This window comes from Arthrobacter sp. GQ119 (assembly GCF_059759125.1).
The window spans coordinates 38,074-58,534 of record NZ_JCAXEA010000004.1 but is presented as its reverse complement, the minus strand read 5'-3'; the positions used below and the strand labels follow the sequence as shown (position 1 = coordinate 58,534).

Annotated in this window: 16 protein-coding genes; 10 read left to right on the top strand and 6 right to left on the bottom strand. The window is 66.7% G+C overall.

Annotation, left to right across the window (positions count from 1 at the left end; all coding sequences use genetic code 11):
* Positions 1 to 24 precede the first annotated feature (24 nt).
* A complete protein-coding gene (locus tag AC6CH3_RS05105; RefSeq protein ID WP_498131410.1) occupies positions 25 to 2,169 on the top strand; it encodes a primosomal protein N' in 2,145 nt (714 codons plus the stop codon).
* Here AC6CH3_RS05105 and AC6CH3_RS05100 read toward each other — a convergent pair.
* From AC6CH3_RS05100 to AC6CH3_RS05090, 3 genes are read right to left on the bottom strand one after another with little or no spacing between them, the layout of a single operon-like run.
* Positions 2,166 to 3,254 (bottom strand): glycosyltransferase family 4 protein, encoded by a 1,089-nt coding sequence (locus AC6CH3_RS05100; RefSeq protein ID WP_498131409.1) that lies wholly within the window; start codon positions 3,252 to 3,254, stop codon positions 2,166 to 2,168. The two genes, AC6CH3_RS05105 and AC6CH3_RS05100, sit on opposite strands and share 4 nt — an antisense overlap.
* On the bottom strand, positions 3,251 to 4,180 hold the full coding sequence (locus AC6CH3_RS05095; RefSeq protein WP_498131408.1) for an alpha/beta fold hydrolase: 930 nt from the start codon (positions 4,178 to 4,180) through the stop codon (positions 3,251 to 3,253). The genes AC6CH3_RS05100 and AC6CH3_RS05095 overlap by 4 nt, the downstream gene beginning before the upstream one ends.
* Before the next feature lie 11 nt (positions 4,181 to 4,191).
* Positions 4,192 to 5,061 carry an aldo/keto reductase gene (locus tag AC6CH3_RS05090; RefSeq protein WP_498131407.1) on the bottom strand — a complete coding sequence of 290 codons (870 nt, stop codon included), beginning with the start codon at positions 5,059 to 5,061 and terminating at the stop codon, positions 4,192 to 4,194.
* Between the two features lie 87 nt (positions 5,062 to 5,148).
* On the opposite strand from AC6CH3_RS05090, the gene AC6CH3_RS05085 reads away from it, so the two are divergent.
* On the top strand, positions 5,149 to 6,612 hold the full coding sequence (locus AC6CH3_RS05085) for a protein adenylyltransferase SelO (protein WP_498131406.1): 1,464 nt from the start codon (positions 5,149 to 5,151) through the stop codon (positions 6,610 to 6,612).
* Between the two features lie 36 nt (positions 6,613 to 6,648).
* Here the strand turns inward: AC6CH3_RS05085 and AC6CH3_RS05080 are convergent, their stop codons facing one another.
* Positions 6,649 to 6,933 (bottom strand): hypothetical protein, encoded by a 285-nt coding sequence (locus AC6CH3_RS05080; protein ID WP_498131405.1) that lies wholly within the window; start codon positions 6,931 to 6,933, stop codon positions 6,649 to 6,651.
* A gap of 42 nt (positions 6,934 to 6,975) precedes the next feature.
* Between AC6CH3_RS05080 and AC6CH3_RS05075 the strand changes: the two genes are divergently transcribed.
* Positions 6,976 to 8,175: a M23 family metallopeptidase gene (locus tag AC6CH3_RS05075; RefSeq protein WP_498131404.1), complete on the top strand. Its 1,200-nt coding sequence runs from the start codon at positions 6,976 to 6,978 to the stop codon at positions 8,173 to 8,175.
* Between the two features lie 25 nt (positions 8,176 to 8,200).
* Here AC6CH3_RS05075 and AC6CH3_RS05070 read toward each other — a convergent pair whose 3' ends face one another.
* Positions 8,201 to 9,160 carry a sugar-binding transcriptional regulator gene (locus tag AC6CH3_RS05070; RefSeq protein ID WP_498131403.1) on the bottom strand — a complete coding sequence of 320 codons (960 nt, stop codon included), beginning with the start codon at positions 9,158 to 9,160 and terminating at the stop codon, positions 8,201 to 8,203.
* 128 nt (positions 9,161 to 9,288) lie between these two features.
* Between AC6CH3_RS05070 and AC6CH3_RS05065 the strand changes: the two genes are divergently transcribed.
* The 7 genes from AC6CH3_RS05065 (at position 9,289) to AC6CH3_RS05035 (ending at position 19,864) form a co-directional block, all read left to right on the top strand.
* Positions 9,289 to 11,079, top strand: coding sequence for a glycerol-3-phosphate dehydrogenase/oxidase (locus AC6CH3_RS05065; RefSeq protein ID WP_498131402.1), 1,791 nt, complete (start codon positions 9,289 to 9,291; stop codon positions 11,077 to 11,079).
* A gap of 60 nt (positions 11,080 to 11,139) precedes the next feature.
* A complete protein-coding gene (locus AC6CH3_RS05060; protein WP_498131401.1) occupies positions 11,140 to 11,886 on the top strand; it encodes an MIP/aquaporin family protein in 747 nt (248 codons plus the stop codon).
* A 73-nt stretch (positions 11,887 to 11,959) separates the two neighbouring features.
* Positions 11,960 to 13,474 (top strand): glycerol kinase GlpK, encoded by a 1,515-nt coding sequence (gene glpK / locus AC6CH3_RS05055; protein WP_498131400.1) that lies wholly within the window; start codon positions 11,960 to 11,962, stop codon positions 13,472 to 13,474.
* 299 nt (positions 13,475 to 13,773) lie between these two features.
* Positions 13,774 to 16,305 carry a leucine--tRNA ligase gene (leuS, locus tag AC6CH3_RS05050; RefSeq protein ID WP_498131534.1) on the top strand — a complete coding sequence of 844 codons (2,532 nt, stop codon included), beginning with the start codon at positions 13,774 to 13,776 and terminating at the stop codon, positions 16,303 to 16,305.
* A 72-nt stretch (positions 16,306 to 16,377) separates the two neighbouring features.
* Positions 16,378 to 17,478: a DegV family protein gene (locus AC6CH3_RS05045; protein WP_498131399.1), complete on the top strand. Its 1,101-nt coding sequence runs from the start codon at positions 16,378 to 16,380 to the stop codon at positions 17,476 to 17,478.
* A 321-nt stretch (positions 17,479 to 17,799) separates the two neighbouring features.
* A complete protein-coding gene (locus AC6CH3_RS05040) occupies positions 17,800 to 18,717 on the top strand; it encodes a ComEA family DNA-binding protein (protein WP_498131398.1) in 918 nt (305 codons plus the stop codon).
* Positions 18,718 to 18,871: 154 nt separating this feature from the next.
* On the top strand, positions 18,872 to 19,864 hold the full coding sequence (locus AC6CH3_RS05035; RefSeq protein ID WP_498131397.1) for a ComEC/Rec2 family competence protein: 993 nt from the start codon (positions 18,872 to 18,874) through the stop codon (positions 19,862 to 19,864).
* A gap of 264 nt (positions 19,865 to 20,128) precedes the next feature.
* Here AC6CH3_RS05035 and AC6CH3_RS05030 read toward each other — a convergent pair whose 3' ends face one another.
* A complete protein-coding gene (locus AC6CH3_RS05030) occupies positions 20,129 to 20,302 on the bottom strand; it encodes a hypothetical protein (RefSeq protein ID WP_498131396.1) in 174 nt (57 codons plus the stop codon).
* Positions 20,303 to 20,461: the final 159 nt, after the last annotated feature.

Sequence of the window (20,461 nt, the reverse complement as noted above, 5' to 3'; positions counted from 1 at the left end):
TGATCCGGGACAGAGGCAGGCGACATGGCACCGAATGCAGGGCAGGCAATGACGAACGAGCCCCAGCAGCTTTCCCTGCTCCAGGGCTTTCCCGCCAGTCCCAAAACTGCGGGGCCGCCCCTGGCTGCCCGCCTTCCAGTGGCCCGTGTCCTCATCGAGTCACCGCTGCCGCACCTGGACCGGCCGTTCGACTACAGCGTCCCGGCGGAGCTGGCCGACGCCGCCCAGCCGGGGGTGCGTGTCAAGGTCAAGTTCAGTGGACAGGAACTCAGCGGCTACGTTCTTGAACGGATCGCCGAGTCCGACGCCGGCCAGGCGCTGGTGCCGCTGCACAAGGTCATTTCCCCTGTCGCCGTCCTGACACCCGGGCTCAGGGAGCTCGCCAACAGTGTTGCGGCCCGCTACGCCGGCACTGTCAGCGATGTCCTGCGCGTCGCCATCCCCCCGCGGATCGCCAAAGTGGAGAAGGAGCTTGCGGCGGGCGAATCGGGCGGGCACCCTTCCGTCGAGGCGGGGACAGGCCCCCTGCCCTCAGGACCACCAGGCGCCGGCCCCGCCTGGATGGATTACCGGAACGGGACTGCCTTCCTGCGCCACCTCAACGCCGGAGGTTCGCCGCGGGCCGTGCTCAGCGCCCTGCAGGGTTTTGGTCCCCGCGGCTGGCCGCGGCTGATCGCCGAGGCCGTGGCCGCGGTTCGGCAATCCGGACGCGGCGCTGTTGTGGTGGTGCCCGATTATCGCGACCTGGACCGGGTCCAGGCAGCTTTGGAGGAGCTGCTCCCGGCCTCCGACGTCGCCAGGCTGACGGCGGATGACGGCCAGACGCCGCGCTACCGCAGCTACCTCCAGGTCCTCAACGGCACCGCCGGTGTGGCCGTGGGCACGCGCTCGGCGGCCTACGCCCCCGTTCGGAACCTTGGCCTCGTGGTGTGCTGGGATGACGGCGACGACCTCCACATCGAGCAGCGCTCTCCCTACGCCCACACACGGGAAGTGCTGCTGCTCCGCGCAGAACAGGACGGCGCGGCCTGCCTGCTGGCCGGGCATACGCGCAGCACCGAGGCGCAGCGCCTCGTGGACGCGGGCTGGGCCATGCCGGTGGATGCCGAACGCGCTGTGGTCCGCAGGAGCGTGCCCCGCGTCCTTAACACCGCCGACAGCTTTGAGCAGGAGCGCGATCCCCTTGCCCGGATCGCCCGGCTGCCCGGCGCGGCCTGGCGGACCGCCAAGGAGGGCCTGGAACGTGGCCCCGTCCTGGTCCAGGTGGCCCGCGCCGGCTACGCGCCCTCCCTTGTCTGCGACGCGTGCCGTGAACCGGCCCGCTGCCAGTCGTGTCAGGGGCCCTTGGCAATTGCGGGAGCCTCCGCCGTGCCGCAGTGCCGGTGGTGTTCAGTCCCGGCGCCAGCGTGGCGGTGCAGCCATTGCAACAACACCCATCTGCGCCGCGGCGCCACCGGGGCATTGCGCACCGCGGAGGAACTCGGCAGGGCCTTCCCCGGCAAACCCGTGGTGACATCCTCAGGAGACCACGTCAAAGCGTCCGTCCCAGGTGTCGCATCACTCGTGGTGGCCACCGTCGGCGCCGAGCCCGTGGCTGACGGCGGTTACGCAGCGGCCCTGCTTCTCGACGGTGACTCCCTGCTGCGGCGCGAGAACCTGCGGGCGGGGGAGGACGCCGTACGGCGCTGGTTCAACGCTGCTGCGCTGGTGAGGCCCGCAACGGAGGGCGGAATCGTGGTGATCACGGCCGACGACACCGCCGCTGTGGGCGCGCTGCTGCGGTGGGACCCGGCGGGCTATGCGCAGCGGGAACTGGGACTCCGCTCGGAACTGCAGCTTCCGCCCGCTGTGCGGGTGGCCTCCGTGACCGGCGGCCGCACCGCCGTCGGGCATTTCACGGAATCCGTCACCGGACGGCTGAAGGCGGAAGGAGTGGAGCTGCGCGTTGCCGGCCCGGCGCCGCTGCTGACGGGACAGCCAGCTTCCGCAGGTAAAGCGGGAGGGAATACGGCGAACGCTGCAAGCGAGGACGTCCGGACGCTGCTCTTCATTCCCTATGGCCAGGCCGCCACGGTGACCCGGATTCTGCGGGCGGTGAAAGCCGCCAGCGCGGCGAAGCGCACCGACGATCCTGTGCAGTTGCGGCTCGACGGCGTGGACGTTCTCTAGCGGGGTTGCTTTTTGCCCCGCAGGGCCACGACTTCCGCCGCCACGTCCACCAGCTGCCGCGCGGAGGCGTCCCAGCTGAAGTCACGCGCACGTTGCACCGAGCGCCGCGACACGTCCTGCCAATGCCGGACGTCGTCCAGGCTGTGCACCGCCGCGGTGAAGGCCGCCGGAGAATCCGGTTCCACGTAGGTGGCGGCGTTGGCGCCCACTTCGCGGAAAATCGGAATATCGCTGGCGATGACGGGGGTGCCCAGCGCCATTGCCTCAACGAGAGGCAGGCCGTAGCCCTCGGCCTTCGACAGGCTGACAAGGGCGGTGGTGCGCTTGAGCAGGGCGATGTACTCCTCGTCGGTCACGCCGTTGTGGAAGACCACCTTCGCGCCGGCCGGCATCCGGGATTCCAGTTCCGCCTGCCGCTGCGGAGTGATCCGGCTGAGCAGATGCAGGGTGTGTCCGGGCAGGTCCGCCATCCCGGCAAGCATAGTTTCGACGTTCTTGTACGGCATGAACGAACCCATGTAGAGGAGGGTCTTGTCGGCGCCCGCCTCCGGGTCGCGGGGGAGTTGGGAGGGCTGCGGGGCGTTGCTGACGATCCGGACCGGACGGTTCGTCAGCCGGTACTTGGCCATCAGTGCCTCGGTGGTGCGGCTGATGGTAGCCACGATGTCTGCCCGGTTGAGCAGCAGCCGCTGGGGCCAAAACGCCTTGTGGTACAGCCGCCACAGGATGCGCACCGGGGCCGGCAGGAAACCGGGCGGCGCCGGGTGCTCGTAGTAGATCAGGTCATGCAGCGTCAGCACGAGCCCGTACTTTCGGCCCCACGTGCCCATGGTCTGCATGGGGCAGACTACGACGTCGGCGCCCAGCCTGTTCACCGTCCTTGCGACGAACAGTTCCGCGGGGGACAGCGGGCTGTTGATCAGGGCGTACGGCACGTCGGGCAGCAGGGCGAGCTGCCGGAGGTCGCTGATCAGCATGGACACGTCCGCGATTTTCGAGGTTGCGGCGATGAGGCTTGCCCCGTAGCGGCTGATGCCGTCGTGGTGGTCCGTCCGGGTGAAGCGGGCGTCGATGACAATTTTCACGCAGCGTGGTCCTTCAGGAAGCGGCGGATGAAACCCGCGGCAGGTTCCGGAGTTTCATAGTGGATCAGATGCCCCACGCCGGGAATCACCTCCAGTGTGCCGTCCGGAAGGGCGCCTGCGAGTTTGTGCTGGTCGCTGAGAAGCGCGATTTCGTCCTTTTCACCGGCCACCAACAGGACAGGCAGGGTGAGCTTTCCGGCCACTTCGGTGACGTTGCTGCTGACGGACGCCGTGAAGGATTCCAGCAGGCTCTCGCGGTTGGCGAACGCGCTGAAGTAGGCTTCATGCTGCCCGTGGATGAACCGCCGGAGCTCCTTGTCCTTGGTTTTTGCCATGGCAACGCTCATGACGCGGACAATGAGCCGGCTGCGCAGCAGGAGCAGGCCCATGGAGCGGGGGAGGCGGGCGGAGAGCCGGTAGTACAGCACCGCAAGCCGGGTCATGAGTCCTTTGGGGCCCTCCAGGGCGGGCGCCGCTATGGGGTTGATGAGGATCAGCGGCCGCACAGTGTTCGGATTGTCGGCCACGAAGTGGGCAGCGATGATGGACCCGAACGAGTGCCCCAGAAGGACCGTGTCCGTCCCGAGGCCCAGTGCCTCCATGAACTCACTGATGAACTGCCCGTACCGGCGGACGCTGTGTTCGCCGTCGACAAACGCCTCAGAGCTGCCGAAAGCGGGAAGGTCAGGCATGATGAGGCGCATTTCGGGGAGTTGGTCCGCCACCCGAAGCAGGCCGTGGTGGTCGCCGCGGAACCCGTGGATGACCAGGATGGTGCGCGTTTCCGGGGTTGTCCGGACGGGCTCATATGTCCAGTACGCCACAGTGCTGCCCCGGAGGTTGACCTCGGACGCCCTGGTCCGGGCGGCAAGGTCGCCGCTGAAGAGGGACGCGCCGGTGGACGGCTCGGAGTCTGCTGTTTTCATGCGGTGTGGTCCTAGTTGACGTTGTCAGGGTGGGAGCCGGTACGGTGGCCGCGGTCCAGGCCTGCGATGTCAGCCATGTCCAGGGCGGACAGTTCAAAGCCGAAAATGTCGAGGTTCTGGCGGATCCGGTCCCAGGAGCTTGCCTTGGGGATGGCGACGTGTCCCAGCTGCAGGTGCCACCGCAGAATGATCTGGGCCGCCGTGACCTTGTACTCGGCGGCGAGCGCCAGGATGTCCGGGTCCTCCAGGATCTGCCCGCGGCCCAGCGGGCTCCATGCCTCGGTGACAATGCCCAGCTCCCGGTGCTTCTCCCTCAGTTCCGTCTGCTGCAGCCAGGGATGGAGCTCGATCTGGTTGACGGCAGGCACAACTTCGGCGGTCTCCAGGAGCCGGTCCAAGTGCTGCGCCTGGAAGTTGGATACGCCGATCGCCCGCACCTTGCCCTCCCGGTAGAGCGTCTCGAGCGCACGGTAGGTTTCCGGGAACAGTCCGCGCTTGGGGCACGGCCAGTGGATCAGGTACATGTCCACGTATTCCAGGCCCAAATTGATCATTGACCGGTCGAAGGCCCGCAGTGTGGCGTCGTAGCCGTGGTCGTCGTTCCAGACCTTGGTGGTGATGAACAGGTCTTCCCGGGAGGTGGGTGGCGCGGATTCGCCCGAGCCCCCGCGGGTCGCCTCCACGCCGTACAGTGAAACGACGCCGCGGGCCACGCCGGATTCGTTGCCGTACATCGCCGCGGTGTCAAAGTGGCGGTATCCGGCTTCGAGGGCCATGGTTACCAGCTTCGCTGTCTCGTCCCGGGGGACCTTGTAGAGCCCGAATCCCAACTGGTCGATCAGCACGCCGTTGTTCAGGCTGAGCCGGGGTGAGGTAGTCATGGCTATGACTCTACCGATATGGCTGGCCTGCCGCGCGAACCCGGTCAACGGCGCCGCTGACCGTGGCGCCGGCGATATCCTTGATGGATGAGTGACACAGCCCAGTCCGCCGTCACCTTTGATGGCCGCTTTGCCCGGGAGTTTGCGGAGCTGGCCATTCCGTGGCGGGCGGAAGAGGCTCCCGACCCGCAACTGCTGGTGCTCAACGAACCACTCGCCACGGATCTTGGCCTCGACCCCGCATTCCTCCGGAGTCCGGAAGGGTTGCTGCTGCTGATCGGCAACGCGGTCCCCGCGGAGGCCACTCCGGTGGCTCAGGCCTATGCCGGCCACCAGTTCGGCTGGTACGCCCCCCGGCTCGGCGACGGGCGTGCCCTTCTGCTCGGAGAGATTGCCCACGCGGACGGCCAGCTTCGCGACATCCACCTCAAAGGCTCGGGGCGCACTCCCTTCGCCCGGGGCGGGGACGGGTGGGCAGTAGTCGGGCCGATGCTGCGCGAATACCTCGTGAGCGAGGCGATGCATGCGTTGGCCATCCCCACCACACGCTCCCTCGCCGTGGTGGCGACGGGGCGGCAGGTGCAGCGAGAGACCCTCCTCCCCGGGGCTGTGCTCACCCGGGTTGCGAGCAGCCACCTGCGCATCGGCAGCTTCCAGTACGCACGGGCTACAGGCAACGTGGGCCTCCTGCGCCGCCTGGCCGACCACGCAATCACGCGTCACTACCCGGCCGCGGCGGAAGGCGGGAACCCCTATGCTGTCCTGTTCCAGGCGGTGGTGGCCGCCCAGGCGTCACTGGTGGCCCGCTGGATGCTGGTGGGGTTCGTGCACGGGGTCATGAATACGGACAACATGGCCATCTCGGGGGAGACCATCGACTACGGCCCGTGTGCCTTCATGGAGGCATTCGACCCGGCCGCGGTCTACAGTTCCATAGACGAGGGCGGACGGTACGCCTACCGCAACCAGCCCGTGGTGGCGGAGTGGAACCTTGCCCGGCTGGCCGAGTCGCTCCTGCCCCTTCTCCACGACGACGAGGAGAAGGCTGTGGAACTCGCGGTGGAATCACTCGGCGGGTTCCGCCGGCACTACAGTGCCGCCTGGTCGGCGGGCATGTCGGCCAAGCTGGGACTGCAGGATGGTTCCGACGACGACGTGACGTCGGGTCTCGTCGACGAGATTCTGGCCCTCCTTCAGGCGGGGCACGTCGACTACACGTCGTTCTTCCGGCGCCTCGGCAGGGCCGCCCGCGGCCAGACCGAGCCTGCGCGGAGCATGTTCCCGGAACCCTCCGGGTTCGACGGCTGGGTTCAGCGCTGGCGCGCCCTGGACCCGGACGCCGACGCGATGGACCGGGTCAACCCTGCCTACATTCCCCGGAACCATCTGGTGGAGGAAGCCCTCGACGCCGCCACCGCAGATGACCTGGCTCCCTTCGAACGGCTCCTGGACGCCGTAACCACGCCCTTTACGGAGCGGCCCGGCCTGGAGCGCTACGCGGCTGCCGCCCCCGAAGATTTCGGCACCTACCGGACCTTCTGCGGCACCTGAGCCTCAGCGCGGCTTCCTGTCGCTCGCCGGGATTGCTCAGCTTCCTGTCAGGATTTGCGCAGTTGGATCAAGCGGGGGCAAGGATTTTCCTAGCTTATCCACATACGCGGCCATCTCGATTCCTCCGGCCTGCCCGTCATGTTCCCATGGTAGAAACGACCGCCACGCAGAAGCATCCAGGCGGCCTTCATGGGGGAGAATCCGTTGGCAAAACATCTGGCACAGGCCGCTGTCCGGCGCGCGGCCCGGCATCGTCGTCACGCCGTTCGGCTGGCCGTAGCGGGTACCGCTTTCCTGGCGGCAAATGCCGTTGGAGTCCATGGCAGCGGCGCAGTTCTTTCCTCCGGGGAGACGGCAGCCCAAGTGACTGGCAACGTCTCAGTGAAAACACCGCCCGGCTCCGCTGCCGTTGCGTTGACCGGGCGGGATTCCGCTCCGGGCGCCGGTGCCATCTTGGCACCGGCCGGGGCAGTTCTTTCCTACAGCCGAACCGAAGTCCTTACCAGGCCGAAGGAAGTGGTCCGGAAACTCGATGCCGCGCAAGCCCAACGGCGGCGTCCCTCAGCCGGAACCCTGATGTCGCCGCTGGAGGTCCTTAATCGCAGTTCACCCTTCGGGCTGCGAAAAAATCCGATCACCGGCTCGGCGGGGGAGTTCCACTGGGGTCTGGACTTTGCCGCCGCCTGCGGAACCCGCGTGTACCCCGCGGATGCCGGCGTGGTGCGGGCAGTGGGATGGCATCGATGGGGTGGCGGCAACAGGGTGGAAGTCGATCACGGCAACGGCCTCATCACCACTTACAACCATCTCGAAGGCATTGCGGTCAAGAAAGGCCAGTCGGTAGAGGTCGGGGAAGTCATTGCCAAGGTGGGGACCACCGGTGCATCAACAGGATGCCACCTCCATTTCGAAACGGTTCTGAACGGCAGCCACACAGACCCTGCGAAATGGACACTGCTGCCGCTGAGCCCATCGCTGCCCTTTGCCGACGTCGCCATGACGGACTACCGGAAGGCCGGCCGGACGACGGACGATCCCGCGTGGGCGGTCCCGGCTACTAAAGCCCACCACCATGACGAGGAGGACCACGAGCATGAAGCGCCGAAGAGCACTGCTTCAAAGGCGAAGAAGTCCTCTACTCCAGCCAAAGCTGTTCCCGCCCCTGCACCGGCCAGGACGCCCGCCCCTGCACCGGCCAGGACGCCCGCCCCTGCACCGGCCAGGACGCCCGCCCCTGCACCGGCCAGGACGCCCGCCCCTGCACCGGCCAGGACGCCCGCCCCAGCTCCGGCCAGGACGCCGGCCCCTTCTCCGACTAAGGCGGCTCCGAAAGTCGCACCTGCCCCCGCTGCTCCTTCGCCGGCCCCTTCGCCAAGTGCGGCACCAAGCTCCGCGCCGGCTCCAAAGCCGGTTCCAGCCCAGGACGTCACGAAGGAACCTGCAAAGCAGCCGCTGCCGGACTCTGAACCAACAGCCGTGCCGTCTGCTGCCGGGTCACTGTCTGTGGCGGAACTGTCGGCGACGGTGCCGGCGACGGAAGGCGCCACGTCCCCTCGGCCGTGAAAGCCGGGAGCGCCGGCGGCCCCGTTCAGTTCCCGTCGAGACTGACCAGCCGGCGGGCCGACGCCTCGTCCAGGATCAGGTCAGTGGCGAGGCCGGCGGCCAAGGCTCCACGCAGCCCGTTGATCTTGGATGCCCCGGACACCACGCAGATCCGCCGGCGGACCTGGCGCAAGCGGTCGAGGGAAGGTCCGGTGGAGCGTTCGTTGAGCGTGATGCCGTCGGAAGAGCCATCGGCCCGGAAAAATACTGTGGCCACGTCCCCCACCACGTCGGAGCTGGCCAGGACGTTCAGGTCGTCCTCGTCGAGGTAGCCGCCGGCATACACGTGGCTGGGATAGTCCGCATCCACGGAGCCGACACCGAAGATCGCAATGCTCATCCGGGACTGCAGATCCAGGATGCGCTGAACGCTCCGCTCATTCCACATGGCGGTCTTTGTTGCCGCGTGGTCGAAGAAGGCCGGTACGGGAAACTGCTCAACCCGCGCCCCGTATGCGCTGCCGAAGCGGCGCATGATGTCGCTCGCGTACGTGATGCCCGTGGTCTGCATATTGCCCGCCCCGTTCAGCTGCACCACGACGGTGTCGTGGGTGATTTTCCGGGTGAGATGCCGGCTGACGGCACTGAGCGTGGCTCCCCAGGCCACGCCGATGATGGCATTGGAATCCACGAGAGGCCCAATGGTCCGGGCGGCCTGCATGGCCACGCGGTCGAGTGTTTCCGCCTCATTGAGCGTGTCCAGGACCGGTACCACGTGCACGTCCACCCCGTACTCCGACCGGATCAGCCGTTCCAATTCGGGGCCGGTGTCCAACGGACTGCGGATCTGGATCTGCACCAGGCCCGTTTCGCGGGCCGTCGAAAGGAGCCGGGAAACCGTGGAGCGGGAGGTGCGCAGCTCCCGGGCTATGGCGTCCATGGTGAGGTCCTGCAGGTAGTAGAGTTGGGCAGCCCGAAGGGCTTCGGAATGGCGTGGGCGCGGCATCGCGGCTCCGTTCTGCACGTTTGTGCATAGTGCTTGACGACATTTTCCAATACTTCGAAGAATAGGGGATGCAAGGCAGTCCGCTCCACAGCGTGCCGCCGACAACAACCCAACCCAAAGGAGCAGTTTTGGGATTCAAGGATTCATCCGGCCATCCGTTCACCTCCGGCGCAGTGCACACCGCAGCGCGCGCATCCGTGGCAAGCCTTCGGCAGCGGCCCCACGCCCGCGTGCTGATCGTCGGAGGCGGCATCAACGGGGTCGGCACCTTCCGCGATCTGGCCCTGCAAGGCGTCGACGTGGCGCTCGTGGAGCGCGGCGACTACTGCCAAGGCGCCAGCGGCGCTTCCTCGCACATGATCCACGGCGGCATCCGCTACCTCGAAAACGGCGAGTTCCGCCTCGTCCGCGAATCCGTGGTGGAACGCAACCGCCTCCTGCGGATTGCGCCCCACTACGTCAAGCCGCTGCAAACCACCATTCCGATATTCAGCACCTTCTCCGGGGTCCTCTCGGCACCCCTGCGTTTCCTGACCCACAAGCAACAGGGCAAGCCCAAGGAACGCGGCGCCTTCCTTATCAAGCTCGGGCTCAGCCTGTACGACTCCTTCTCCCGCGACGGCGGCAGCGTCCCCCGCCACCAGTTCCGCGGCCGCAAGAAAACACTGTCGGAATTGCCGCTCCTGAACCCCGGGGTCAAATACACCGCTACGTACTTCGACGCCTCCGTCCACAACCCGGAGCGCCTCACGCTTGACGTCCTCCAAGACGGCGAGAAGGCCGGCGCCGCGAATGCGGCAGGCAGCGCCCGTGCCAGCAACTACGTGTCCCTGGCCTCGGCCAAGGCACAGTCAGGCGGCTCCAGCACAGTGGAGCTGCGTGATGAACTGACAGGCGAGGTCTTCGACTTCACCGCGGATGTCATTATCAACACCACCGGCGCCTGGGTCGATCTCACCAACCAGGCGATGGGCGCCGCGTCTTCGTTCATGGGCGGTACAAAGGGCTCCCACATCGTCCTCGACCACCCCGGCCTGTTGGCGGCCTGCAACGGCCGCGAAATTTTCTTCGAGCACACCGACGGCCGGATCGTCCTGATCTACCCCATGGGCGACCGCGTCCTGGTGGGCACCACTGACGTCAAAGCCGACATGGCTGAAGACGCCGTGTGCACGGAAGGTGAGATCGACTATTTCTTCGACCTCATCAGCCACGTCTTCCCCGCGATCTCCGTAAACCGGGAACAGATCGTCTACACGTTCTCCGGTGTCCGCCCGCTGCCCCGGCACGATGCCACCCAGCCGGGGTTCGTCTCCCGCGACTACCGCATCGAGCGGCGCGCCCCGGAAGCCGGCGGCAGCGGCGCCGTCGTACTCAGCCTGGTGGGAGGCAAGTGGACGACGTTCCGCGCACTCGCGGAACACCTGAGCAACGATGTCCTCGCCGAATTGGGGATGGAACGGAAGGTCTCGACGGCGAAACTCGCCATCGGCGGCGGCGCCGGCTTCCCGGACTCTGATGCCGGGATCCAGCAATGGATCAAGGCGAACATGAACGGAGCCCGCGACGCCGACAGGGCCGCCGGCCTGCTGACGAGATACGGCACTCGTGCCGCGGCCGTTATCGAGTACCTCGACGGGGGCCCGGACAGCCTGCTCCGTTCGACCCGGGAACTGAGCGTCCGGGAGTTGGAATTCATGGCGGCACATGAGCAGGTCGGCCATCTCGTCGATGTCCTGGTCCGACGGACCTCTCTGGCGTTCCGGGGGCTGGTCACCGGCGAGCTGCTGAACGAAGTCGCCGAGGTTCTGGCGGGGCCGCTGGGCTGGGACGCGTCAGAGCGCGCCGCCGAGATCCACCATGCGGAGGAGGTGCTTAGGCGGTACCACCGCATCGAGATCCACAGCCTGGTCGCCTAGTGCGGCACCACAGTCCTTCAAACCCGCGAAGAACTGACAACACAAAACAAGGAGTCAACGATGTCTCTTGGACTGGTTTTTATTTCCGAAGTCTTCGGAACCGCGATGCTGACCCTGCTGGGTTGCGGCGTCGTAGCCAACGTGGCGCTCAAGGGCACAAAGGGCAACAACGGCGGGTTCCTGATGGTCACCTGGGGGTGGGGCATCGCCGTGTTTGCGGGCGTCTATGTGGCGGTCCGGTCCGGCGCCCATATTAACCCGGCCGTCACACTGGGGCTGCTCGTCAACGGCAAGGAGGAATACGCACCCGGAGTCCCCGTTGATTTCGCCTCAACGCTGACCTACTTCGGAGGCGAAATGCTGGGCGCGTTCCTGGGCGCTGTGGTCGTGTGGCTTGCATACAAGCAGCACTTTGACGTGGAACCTGAGCCGGCCAGCAAGCTGGGCGTCTTCTCCACCGGCCCGGCCATCCGCTCCGCGCCGTGGAACCTGGCCACTGAAATCATCGGCACGTTCGTGCTGGTCTTCGTGATCCTCACCTTCGGCGGGACCCCCTCGGGGCTTGGCCCGCTGGCGGTGGCGCTCCTGGTGGTGGGCATCGGCGTATCCCTCGGTGGACCCACCGGTTACGCCATCAACCCCGCCCGGGACCTCGGACCCCGCATCGCCCATGCCATCCTGCCCATCAAGGGGAAGGGGTCCAGCGACTGGAGTTACTCCTGGATCCCTGTTGTCGGACCCCTGATCGGCGGAACACTGGCAGGCCTCGCCGGGCTGCTCCCCATCGTGTTCACCGCTGCTACTTGAACCCGAAGCACAGCATTTCCCTGATCCACAGCACACATTCCTTCAGCTACACCATTAGGACAAGGACGTCATCATGAGCCAGTACGTAATCGCCATCGACCAGGGCACCACCAGCACCCGGGCAATCGTCTTCGACCAGAGCGGCAACATCGTCTCCTCCGGGCAAATGGAGCACGAGCAGATCTTCCCGCAGGCAGGATGGGTGGAACACAATCCCGCAGAGATCTGGAACAACACCCGTGAGGTCATCGCCTCCGCATTGTCCAAGGCGAACCTGACCAGGCACGACATTGCTGGTGTCGGCATCACCAACCAGCGGGAGACCGCGGTGGTGTGGGACAAGACCACCGGCGAGGCTGTCTACAACGCGATCGTCTGGCAGGACACGCGGACCCAGCCGATCGTGAATGAACTGGCCAAGGACGGCGGGGCGGACCGCTTCAAGCAGAAGGTCGGCCTGCCGCTGGCAACCTATTTCTCCGGCACGAAGATCAAATGGATTCTGGACAACGTAGACGGTGCCCGGGCGAAGGCCGAGGCCGGCGACCTGATCTTCGGCAACACGGACGCCTGGGTGCTCTGGAACCTGACCGGCGGTGTGGACGGCGGGGTACATGTCACCGACGTCACCAACGCGTCCCGGACCCTGTTCATGGACCTGGACACTCTGCAGTGGGACGAGGACATTATGGGCATCTTCGGTGTCCCCGCCACCATGATGCCGGCCATCAAGTCCTCCTCCGAGGTCTACGGCACGGTCCACACATCCCAGCTGCTGCGCGAGGTTCCGGTCGCGGGCATCCTCGGGGACCAGCAGGCGGCCACCTTCGGCCAGGCGGCGTTCCAGACAGGCGAGGCCAAGAACACGTACGGCACCGGCTGCTTCCTCATTTTCAACACCGGCGAGGAGATCGTCCACTCCAAGAACGGCCTCCTGACGACGGTGGGGTACAAGCTGGGGGACGCCGCGCCGCACTACGCCCTGGAAGGCTCGATCGCCGTCACCGGCTCGCTCATCCAGTGGCTGCGCGACAACCTCGGCATGATCAGCAGCGCACCGGAAGTGGAGACCCTGGCGGCATCCGTGAAGGACAATGGCGGCGTCTACATCGTTCCTGCCTTCTCGGGTCTGTTCGCCCCGTACTGGCGCTCGGATGCACGCGGCGCCATCGTGGGCCTCACCCGGTTCGTCAACAAGAACCACATCGCCAGGGCCGCCCTGGAGGCCACCGCCTTCCAGACCCGCGAGGTGCTGGATGCGGTCAACGCCGACTCGGGCGTTCCGCTCACCGAGCTGAAGGTCGACGGCGGCATGGTCGCCAACGATGCCCTCATGCAGTTCCAGGCAGACATCCTGGGTGTCCCCGTCATCCGCCCGAAGGTGGTGGAGACCACCGCGCTCGGCGCAGCGTACGCCGCCGGTCTCGCCGTCGGGTTCTGGAAGGACCTCGGGGAACTGTCCGCGAACTGGTCCGAGGACAAGCGCTGGGAGCCCACGCTGGACAAGGCCGAGCAGGACCGCCAGATGCGGTTGTGGAGGAAGGCCGTGACCAAGTCCATGGACTGGGTCGACGACGACGTGAGGTAATTGCCCGGACCGGCCCAATAGGGGCCCGGTAGCGGTCCCGGACCCGTGGAAGCCACGGGTCCGGGACCGCTGCCTTTTTCCCTCTTTTCAGCATGAATCCCGCGGAGAGGCTAGAGTAGGTTTATGCGTGCGATCCTCCTGCTTAGCTAGCCGCCCGGTATCCCGGAACTACGGACTACCGAGCGGCCGCCCCTCCATGTCGAGGGGCTTTTGTGTGTCCGGGACTCGTTCCCGGCAGGCGGCAGTGGATCAGACCGTTGTGACAGACAGACGTCATGACAGAACAGAAGAGGGCAGCAGTGAGCGTTCAGCCGGAGACCGAAACCGGAACAACAGCAGGTGGAGCCGAAGTCCCCGAGGAGGGTGCTTACAGCTTCGCAGCCATGGAGGCCCGGTGGCCGCAAGTGTGGGAGGACCTGAAGGTCTTCACACCCGCCGACGATGGTTCGCGCGAGCGCCGCTATGTCCTGGACATGTTCCCCTATCCATCGGGCGACCTCCACATGGGGCACGCCGAGGCTTTCGCCATGGGCGACGTCGTGGCGCGCTACCTTCGCCAGCAGGGCTACGACGTGCTGCACCCGATCGGCTGGGACTCCTTCGGCCTTCCCGCGGAGAACGCCGCCATCAAGCGCAACGCCCACCCCAGCGAGTGGACCTACGCCAACATTGAGACCCAGGCGGCGTCGTTCAAGCGCTACGCCATCTCTGCTGACTGGTCACGCCGCCTGCACACGTCCGACCCGGAGTACTACCGCTGGACCCAGTGGCTGTTCAAGCGTTTCTACGAGCGCGGCCTCGCGTACCGCAAGGACTCACCCGTCAACTGGTGTCCGAAGGACCTGACCGTGCTGGCCAACGAGCAAGTTGTCAACGGTTCCTGCGAGCGCTGCGGCACGGCCGTGACCAAGAAGTCGTTGAACCAGTGGTACTTCAAGATCACCGACTACGCCGACCGGCTGCTGGATGACATGTCCGAGCTTCAGGGGCGCTGGCCCGAGCGGGTACTGGCGATGCAGCGGAACTGGATCGGCCGTTCTGAAGGTGCCCATGTGCGCTTCGTGATCGAAGCCGCGGACGGACGTGCCGAGCGGGAAGTCACCGTCTTCACCACGCGTCCGGACACCCTGTACGGTGCCACCTTCTTCGTCGTGGCCGCGGACGCGCACCTGGCCCTGGATCTGGTCACCCCCGAACAGCACGACGCGCTCATGGCTTACCGTGAAAAGGTCAAGGCCCTCTCGGATATCGAACGCCAGTCCACGGAGCGCGAAAAGACGGGCGTGTTCACCGGCCGCTACGCCATTAACCCGCTTAACGGTGAAAAGCTGCCCGTCTGGGCCGCGGACTACGTCCTGGCCGACTACGGCACGGGCGCCATCATGGCCGTCCCCGCGCACGACCAGCGCGACCTCGACTTCGCCAAGGAGTTCGGCCTGCCCGTTCGCGCGGTGCTCGACACCGGCGAGGAGGACCCCGGCGCCTCCGGCAAGGCAACGGCCGGGGAAGGCACGCTCATCAACTCCGGTCCGCTGGACGGCATGCCCAAGGCAGAGGCCATCCCGGCCGCCATCGAAATCCTTGAACAGCAGGGCACCGGAGAGAAGTTCGTGAACTTCCGGCTGCGTGACTGGCTCCTGAGCCGCCAGCGCTTCTGGGGCACACCGATTCCCATCATCCACTGTGCCGAGTGCGGCGAAGTGCCGGTACCCGACGAACACCTGCCGGTGACGCTTCCCGAGGACCTGCGGGGGGAGGCGCTGTCGCCGCGGGGCACCTCGCCGCTGGCCGCCGCCGCCGAATGGGTCAACGTCGAGTGCCCGAACTGCGGGCGTGCAGCCCAGCGGGACACGGACACCATGGACACCTTCGTTGACTCGTCGTGGTACTTCCTGCGCTTCGTTTCGCCGCACTTCACCGACGGTCCGTTCGATCCCGCGAAGATCAACGACTGGATGCCGGTCGGACAGTACGTCGGCGGCGTCGAGCACGCCATCCTGCACCTGCTCTATGCACGCTTCTTTACCAAGGTCATCCATGACATGGGCCTCCTCGAAGCTGACGAGCCCTTCAGCGCCCTCCTGAACCAGGGGCAGGTCCTGAACGGCGGCAAGGCCATGAGCAAGTCCCTCGGGAACGGCGTGGACCTGGGCGAGCAGTTGGACAAATTCGGCGTGGACGCCGTCCGCCTCACCATGATCTTCGCCTCCCCGCCAGAGGACGACGTCGACTGGGCGGACGTCTCGCCGTCGGGATCCGCGAAGTTCCTGGCCCGCGCCTGGCGGTTGGGACAGGACGTGACCAGCAAGCCCGGCGTGGACGTCACCACCGGCGACCGTGCCCTGCGGTCAGTAACGCACCGCACCATCGCCGACGCCGCGGAACTCCTGGACAACAACAAGTTCAACGTTGTGGTGGCCAAGCTGATGGAGCTGGTCAACGCCACGCGCAAAACCATAGATGCAGCCACCGGCGCCGGCGGCGCGGACCCCGCTGTCCGCGAAGCAGCCGAAGCAGTGGCTGTCATCCTGAGCCTGTTCGCTCCGTACACTGCGGAGGACCTGTGGAACGTCCTTGGGCACCCTGCCTCCGTGGCGAACGCCGGATGGCCGGTCCACGACGACGCCCTGCTGGTGCAGGAAACGATCACCGCCGTCGTGCAGGTCCAGGGCAAAGTCAGGGACAGGCTCGAGGTTTCACCCGGTATCACCGAGGATGAACTGCGCGAACTGGCGCTGGCCTCGGAAAATGTCCAGCGGGCACTTGATGGCCGCGGGATCCGTACGATCATCGTGCGGGCCCCTAAACTGGTCAACATCGTCCCGGCTTAGCCGGGCCAACTCGCCAGCCGGGCGCCGGCCGCCGGTTTTCACCGGCGGCCGGCCCGAACCGCAGGAGGTCCCGTGATCGATCGTGAGCCGGGCGCCTGGCTGTGGTTGAAAGACCACCTGGCCCGTCTCCGCCAGGTGACCGTACCCGGGCGGGTGCCGTCCGCGGTGGAGCCCGCCGTCGTCGTGCGGACCGCCGTGGTGACGGACTCCGCTGCCGCGCTTCCCGCTGACTGGGTGAGGGGCTTCTCCCTCGACAGGCGGCTTGCGGTAGTGCCCATGCCGGTCATGGTGGGTGATGAAATCTACGGTGAGGGCGAGGACGACATCACCGAGACCATCGCGGTTGCCCTTGCCGCGGCCACGCCCGTCAAGACCTCCAGGCCATCTCCCGGGCAGTTTGAGCAGGCATATCTGGCGGCCGCCCGGCACGGCTACGAGGCGGTCGTGTCCATTCATATCTCCGGGGATCTCTCCGGCACCGCCGATTCCGCCCGGATCGCATCCGCACGCGTCGGCATTCCCGTCGAGGTGCTGGACACCCGGACCGTCGGCATGGCCCAGGGGCTGGCGGTACAAAGCGCTGTGGTGGCCGCGGCTGATGGGCGAAGCGCCGCGGAAGTGCGGCGGTTCGCCGAGGAACGCCTCTCCAAGACCAAGGTGTATTTTTACGTCCCGAGCCTGGAACAGCTGCGGAGGGGCGGACGGATCGGAGCCGCCGCCTCCCTGTTGGGAACCATGTTCGCCATCAAACCGATCCTCGCGGTCGACGGCGGCAAGATCGTCCCGCTCGAAAAGATCCGTTCCGCCGCCAAAGCCATCGCGCGCCTGGAGGAACTCGTGGTCGCGGACGCCGCGGCCAGGCCGCCAAAGGAGGCCAGGCTGGCCATCCACCACTTCGGGAACCAGCCGGAAGCCGAACTCCTCGCCTCCCGGCTCGCCGTCGCTCTGCCGGACAGCCCGCCGGCACAGATCAGCTCCCTGCCGGCGGTGCTCGCGGCGCACGCCGGGCTCGGTGTCCTCGCCGTCATCGTCAGCGAGAGCTCTGTCTGTGGTGCCGGCGTCCTCAGCCAGGCACCGGGCACCGCGGAAGCGCCGGCTGCGCATCCCGGACAGACGGGGCAGCCAGTTCAGCCAGGGCAGCCAGGGCAGTCGGATCCCGGGAAGGCCCGCTGACGCGCTATCCACATACGGCGGTCCGGGCCTGTCGGGAAGGAACCGCGGTCTCCTACGGTGGTGCGTATGTCACGCCGGACCGCTGGACCTGCAGCCAGCGCCGCACCGCGCCCGGACACGGGCAGGCGTTCACGCGCAAGCAGGGTCACGGCTCCCGGCGTTTATCCTGCGGATCCTGGCGCCGGCCAACCTGCCACCCGCCTGGCCGCACGTCTGGGCCCGCCGCAGGGGAGCGGTCCCGGTGCACGGGCTGCTGACACGACGGCGGCTGGCACGAAGGGCGCCGGCACAGTCGCAAATCATGCCGGGGCGGATCGTGCGGTGCCAGATCGTGTGGAGGAGGCCGGCTCGGTGGCCGGTGCTGAAGAGCCTGCAGGTCTGCTGGAACTGGGCAGCGGCGGGGGATTCGCCTACGGCAACGCCAACGCGGCTGGTGCGGGCCACGTAGCTTCCCAGGGTCCGGCCGTTTCCCGCGTCAGGTGGCGTCTGGGGCTTCGGGCTACCGTGCTGCTCGGCGTCATCTCGCTCGCAGCAGGCGGGTGGTTTTGGTGGCGGGTAGCGGCCGCAGCCCCGGAAGTGGTGCCTTTGACCGCGGTCAGTCAAACGGCCAGGGCTTCCGAGCCAGGCGCGTTCCCCGCCGAAAGCGGGAGACCGGAGGATGACCGCGGCACTGATGGAACTGAAGAAACCGACGGCAGTGCGGCTACTGCCGCCGCAGCCTCCGGCCACAACACGTCCACGGGACCCGTTGTCGTACACGTCGCCGGAGCAGTGAAGAAGGCAGGCATAGTAAGAGTCCCCAAGGGAAGCCGCGTCCATGACGCCATTGCAGCAGCCGGCGGGGGAACTGCGTCCGCAGACCTGAACCGGCTCAATCTCGCCGCTGTGCTGGACGATGGCCAGAAAATATACATCCCCCGCCACGGTGAACCGGGGCAGCCTCTGCAGCAGGGGGCGCCCGATGGAGCATCGGCAGATGCTCCGGGCGCCGCGGCCAAATCCGGGACCCCAGGCGCAGGGGGCGGCGGCGGCGAATCCGGGGCGACGGACAAGATCAATCTGAACACGGCCTCCCTCGAAGAGCTTGGCAGCCTGCCGCGCGTGGGGCCCGTGCTGGCCCAGCGCATCATTGACTGGCGCTCGGAGCAGGGCCCGTTCAAGACAGCCGAGGAACTCGACGCCGTGGACGGCGTCGGACCCAAGATGTTGGAAACCCTGCTTCCGTTAGTGACTGTCTGAGATGGGTGGCGGCCAGTCAGGGCGAACCAGCAGATGGCACCGCTATGTGCAGGCTGCTGTGCACGGCACGGCGGAGCAGGGCGGGCGCGGACCGGCTCCTCCGGCGGCGGCTCCAGCTCCGGGCGGAACGGCAGCTGTGACTCATCCTGCATTGGTGCCGCTGCAACTCCTCCGCGGGCGGATACTGTCCAGGCTGGTTCCCGAGGAACGGGCCGCCGACCCGGCCGGGGAGAGCCGGCGCCGGGTGGACCTTCGTTTGATCCCGCCTGCCCTTTGCGTGTGGGCTGCCGCCGGCGCCGGGCCCTGGTTGCATCCCGCATGGCTCCTCGGGCTGTGCTGCGCCGTGGCCGCGGTCTCGGTCCTGCTGGCGGTCTCGGTCCTGCGGCGGCACAGGACCGGAGGGCATGCCGGCCGGAGCTTCCTGCTGACAATGGCAGCCGCGATGCTGCTGTCCGTCGCCGCCGCGGCGCACTCGGCGGTATCGTCGGCACAAAAGCATGACGGGCCTGTGGCAGAGGCTGTTGCGGCCCGGGCGTCATGCCTGGCAGAGGTTGAAATTGCGGGCGCTCCGCGCGCCTTGAATTCGCAAGGATCCGATCTGTCATCGCGCTGGGCGGTGAATGCAACCGTCACGTCGCTGAGCACAGGGGGCCGGCTGCTCCGGGCCGAGGTCCCGGTAGTGATTGTTGGCGGTGTTGACTGGCAACATGTGGTTCCTGGCCAGCGCGTTCGCGCTGCCGGGAAGCTCCGCCCTCCGGCCTCGGGCCAGGTGGAGGCGGCCATCCTAGCTGCGTCCGCGGCTCCCATGGCGCTTGAACCCGCCGGTGCGTGGATTTCTGGGCCGGCGTCGCTGGGAAAGCAGTTCTCAGCCGCCGCGGGCTGGCTGGACGCTGACGCCAGGGGGCTCCTGCCCGGCATGGTGACCGGTGACACCAGCGGTCTGGACGAACAACTGGAGCTCTCAATGCAGACCGTGGGACTCACCCACCTGACTGCCGTCAGCGGCAAGAAGATTTGCAATTTTATATGGGTCGAGAATCGGGCAATTTCGCTCATTCCCGCAGGTCAAAGCGATTTTGCTACCCATCTGCGGCTAATAGTTTGTGACCACCAATGTTCAACTTTGTGGTACTCGATGCGCCGATGAGACGTCAACCGGCCGCAAACTTCTGCTGACTGGAATCGGTCCGCGGCCCTTGACGGTCGCAGCTTGGGGGAGAGGAGCCCACCGTCGGCGTTCGTATTCTCCCGATTCAGCGCAAGACTGTGCCCTAAAAGGAAAGGATGCTTATCCTTATTGGCGCAACAGTCACTTTTCCGGTACGTGGGCGTGAATCAAACCGCTTATCCCCACAGCCAGTAGGTCACCAGCATGATCAGGGGTGGACCGGCCTGGATCAGGGCCAAGCGTTCAATAGAGCCGCCAGGAGCATACAGCTGATACGGCGGCCGGCGCGCGGGGTAGGTACTGGTCTTCGGCGGTTGCCGCGGTGCCCAGTGGTGTCCTGCTGGTGTCGTTGCCGTCACCGGCTCGCGTGGTTAGGGCGGGACCGGCCGTGGTCGCCACCAGCCAAGTGACTGTCATCGGTGATCTATTCGTCGACGGCAGTAACGCCGGTGATCTGCTCCAGGGCATGGACACCGGCGGCAAGCCCGTTTTCGGCGCGGATAGGAGTCGGCTGCACAAGCCCCGTAGTTCCGCGGGATCCAGTGCCGACGACTTCTGAAACTGACAGTGGTTTCG

What these genes read in the sequence shown, in the direction of transcription:
- AC6CH3_RS05105 (WP_498131410.1), top strand. Translation starts at nt 25, where the DNA reads ATGGCACCGAATGCAGGGCAGGCAATGACGAACGAGCCCCAGCAGCTT.
- AC6CH3_RS05095 (WP_498131408.1), bottom strand. Translation starts at nt 4,180, where the DNA reads ATGAAAACAGCAGACTCCGAGCCGTCCACCGGCGCGTCCCTCTTCAGC.
- AC6CH3_RS05090 (WP_498131407.1), bottom strand. Translation starts at nt 5,061, where the DNA reads ATGACTACCTCACCCCGGCTCAGCCTGAACAACGGCGTGCTGATCGAC.
- AC6CH3_RS05085 (WP_498131406.1), top strand. Translation starts at nt 5,149, where the DNA reads ATGAGTGACACAGCCCAGTCCGCCGTCACCTTTGATGGCCGCTTTGCC.
- AC6CH3_RS05080 (WP_498131405.1), bottom strand. Translation starts at nt 6,933, where the DNA reads ATGGACTCCAACGGCATTTGCCGCCAGGAAAGCGGTACCCGCTACGGC.
- AC6CH3_RS05070 (WP_498131403.1), bottom strand. Translation starts at nt 9,160, where the DNA reads ATGCCGCGCCCACGCCATTCCGAAGCCCTTCGGGCTGCCCAACTCTAC.
- AC6CH3_RS05060 (WP_498131401.1), top strand. Translation starts at nt 11,140, where the DNA reads ATGTCTCTTGGACTGGTTTTTATTTCCGAAGTCTTCGGAACCGCGATG.
- glpK (WP_498131400.1), top strand. Translation starts at nt 11,960, where the DNA reads ATGAGCCAGTACGTAATCGCCATCGACCAGGGCACCACCAGCACCCGG.
- AC6CH3_RS05030 (WP_498131396.1), bottom strand. Translation starts at nt 20,302, where the DNA reads ATGACAGTCACTTGGCTGGTGGCGACCACGGCCGGTCCCGCCCTAACC.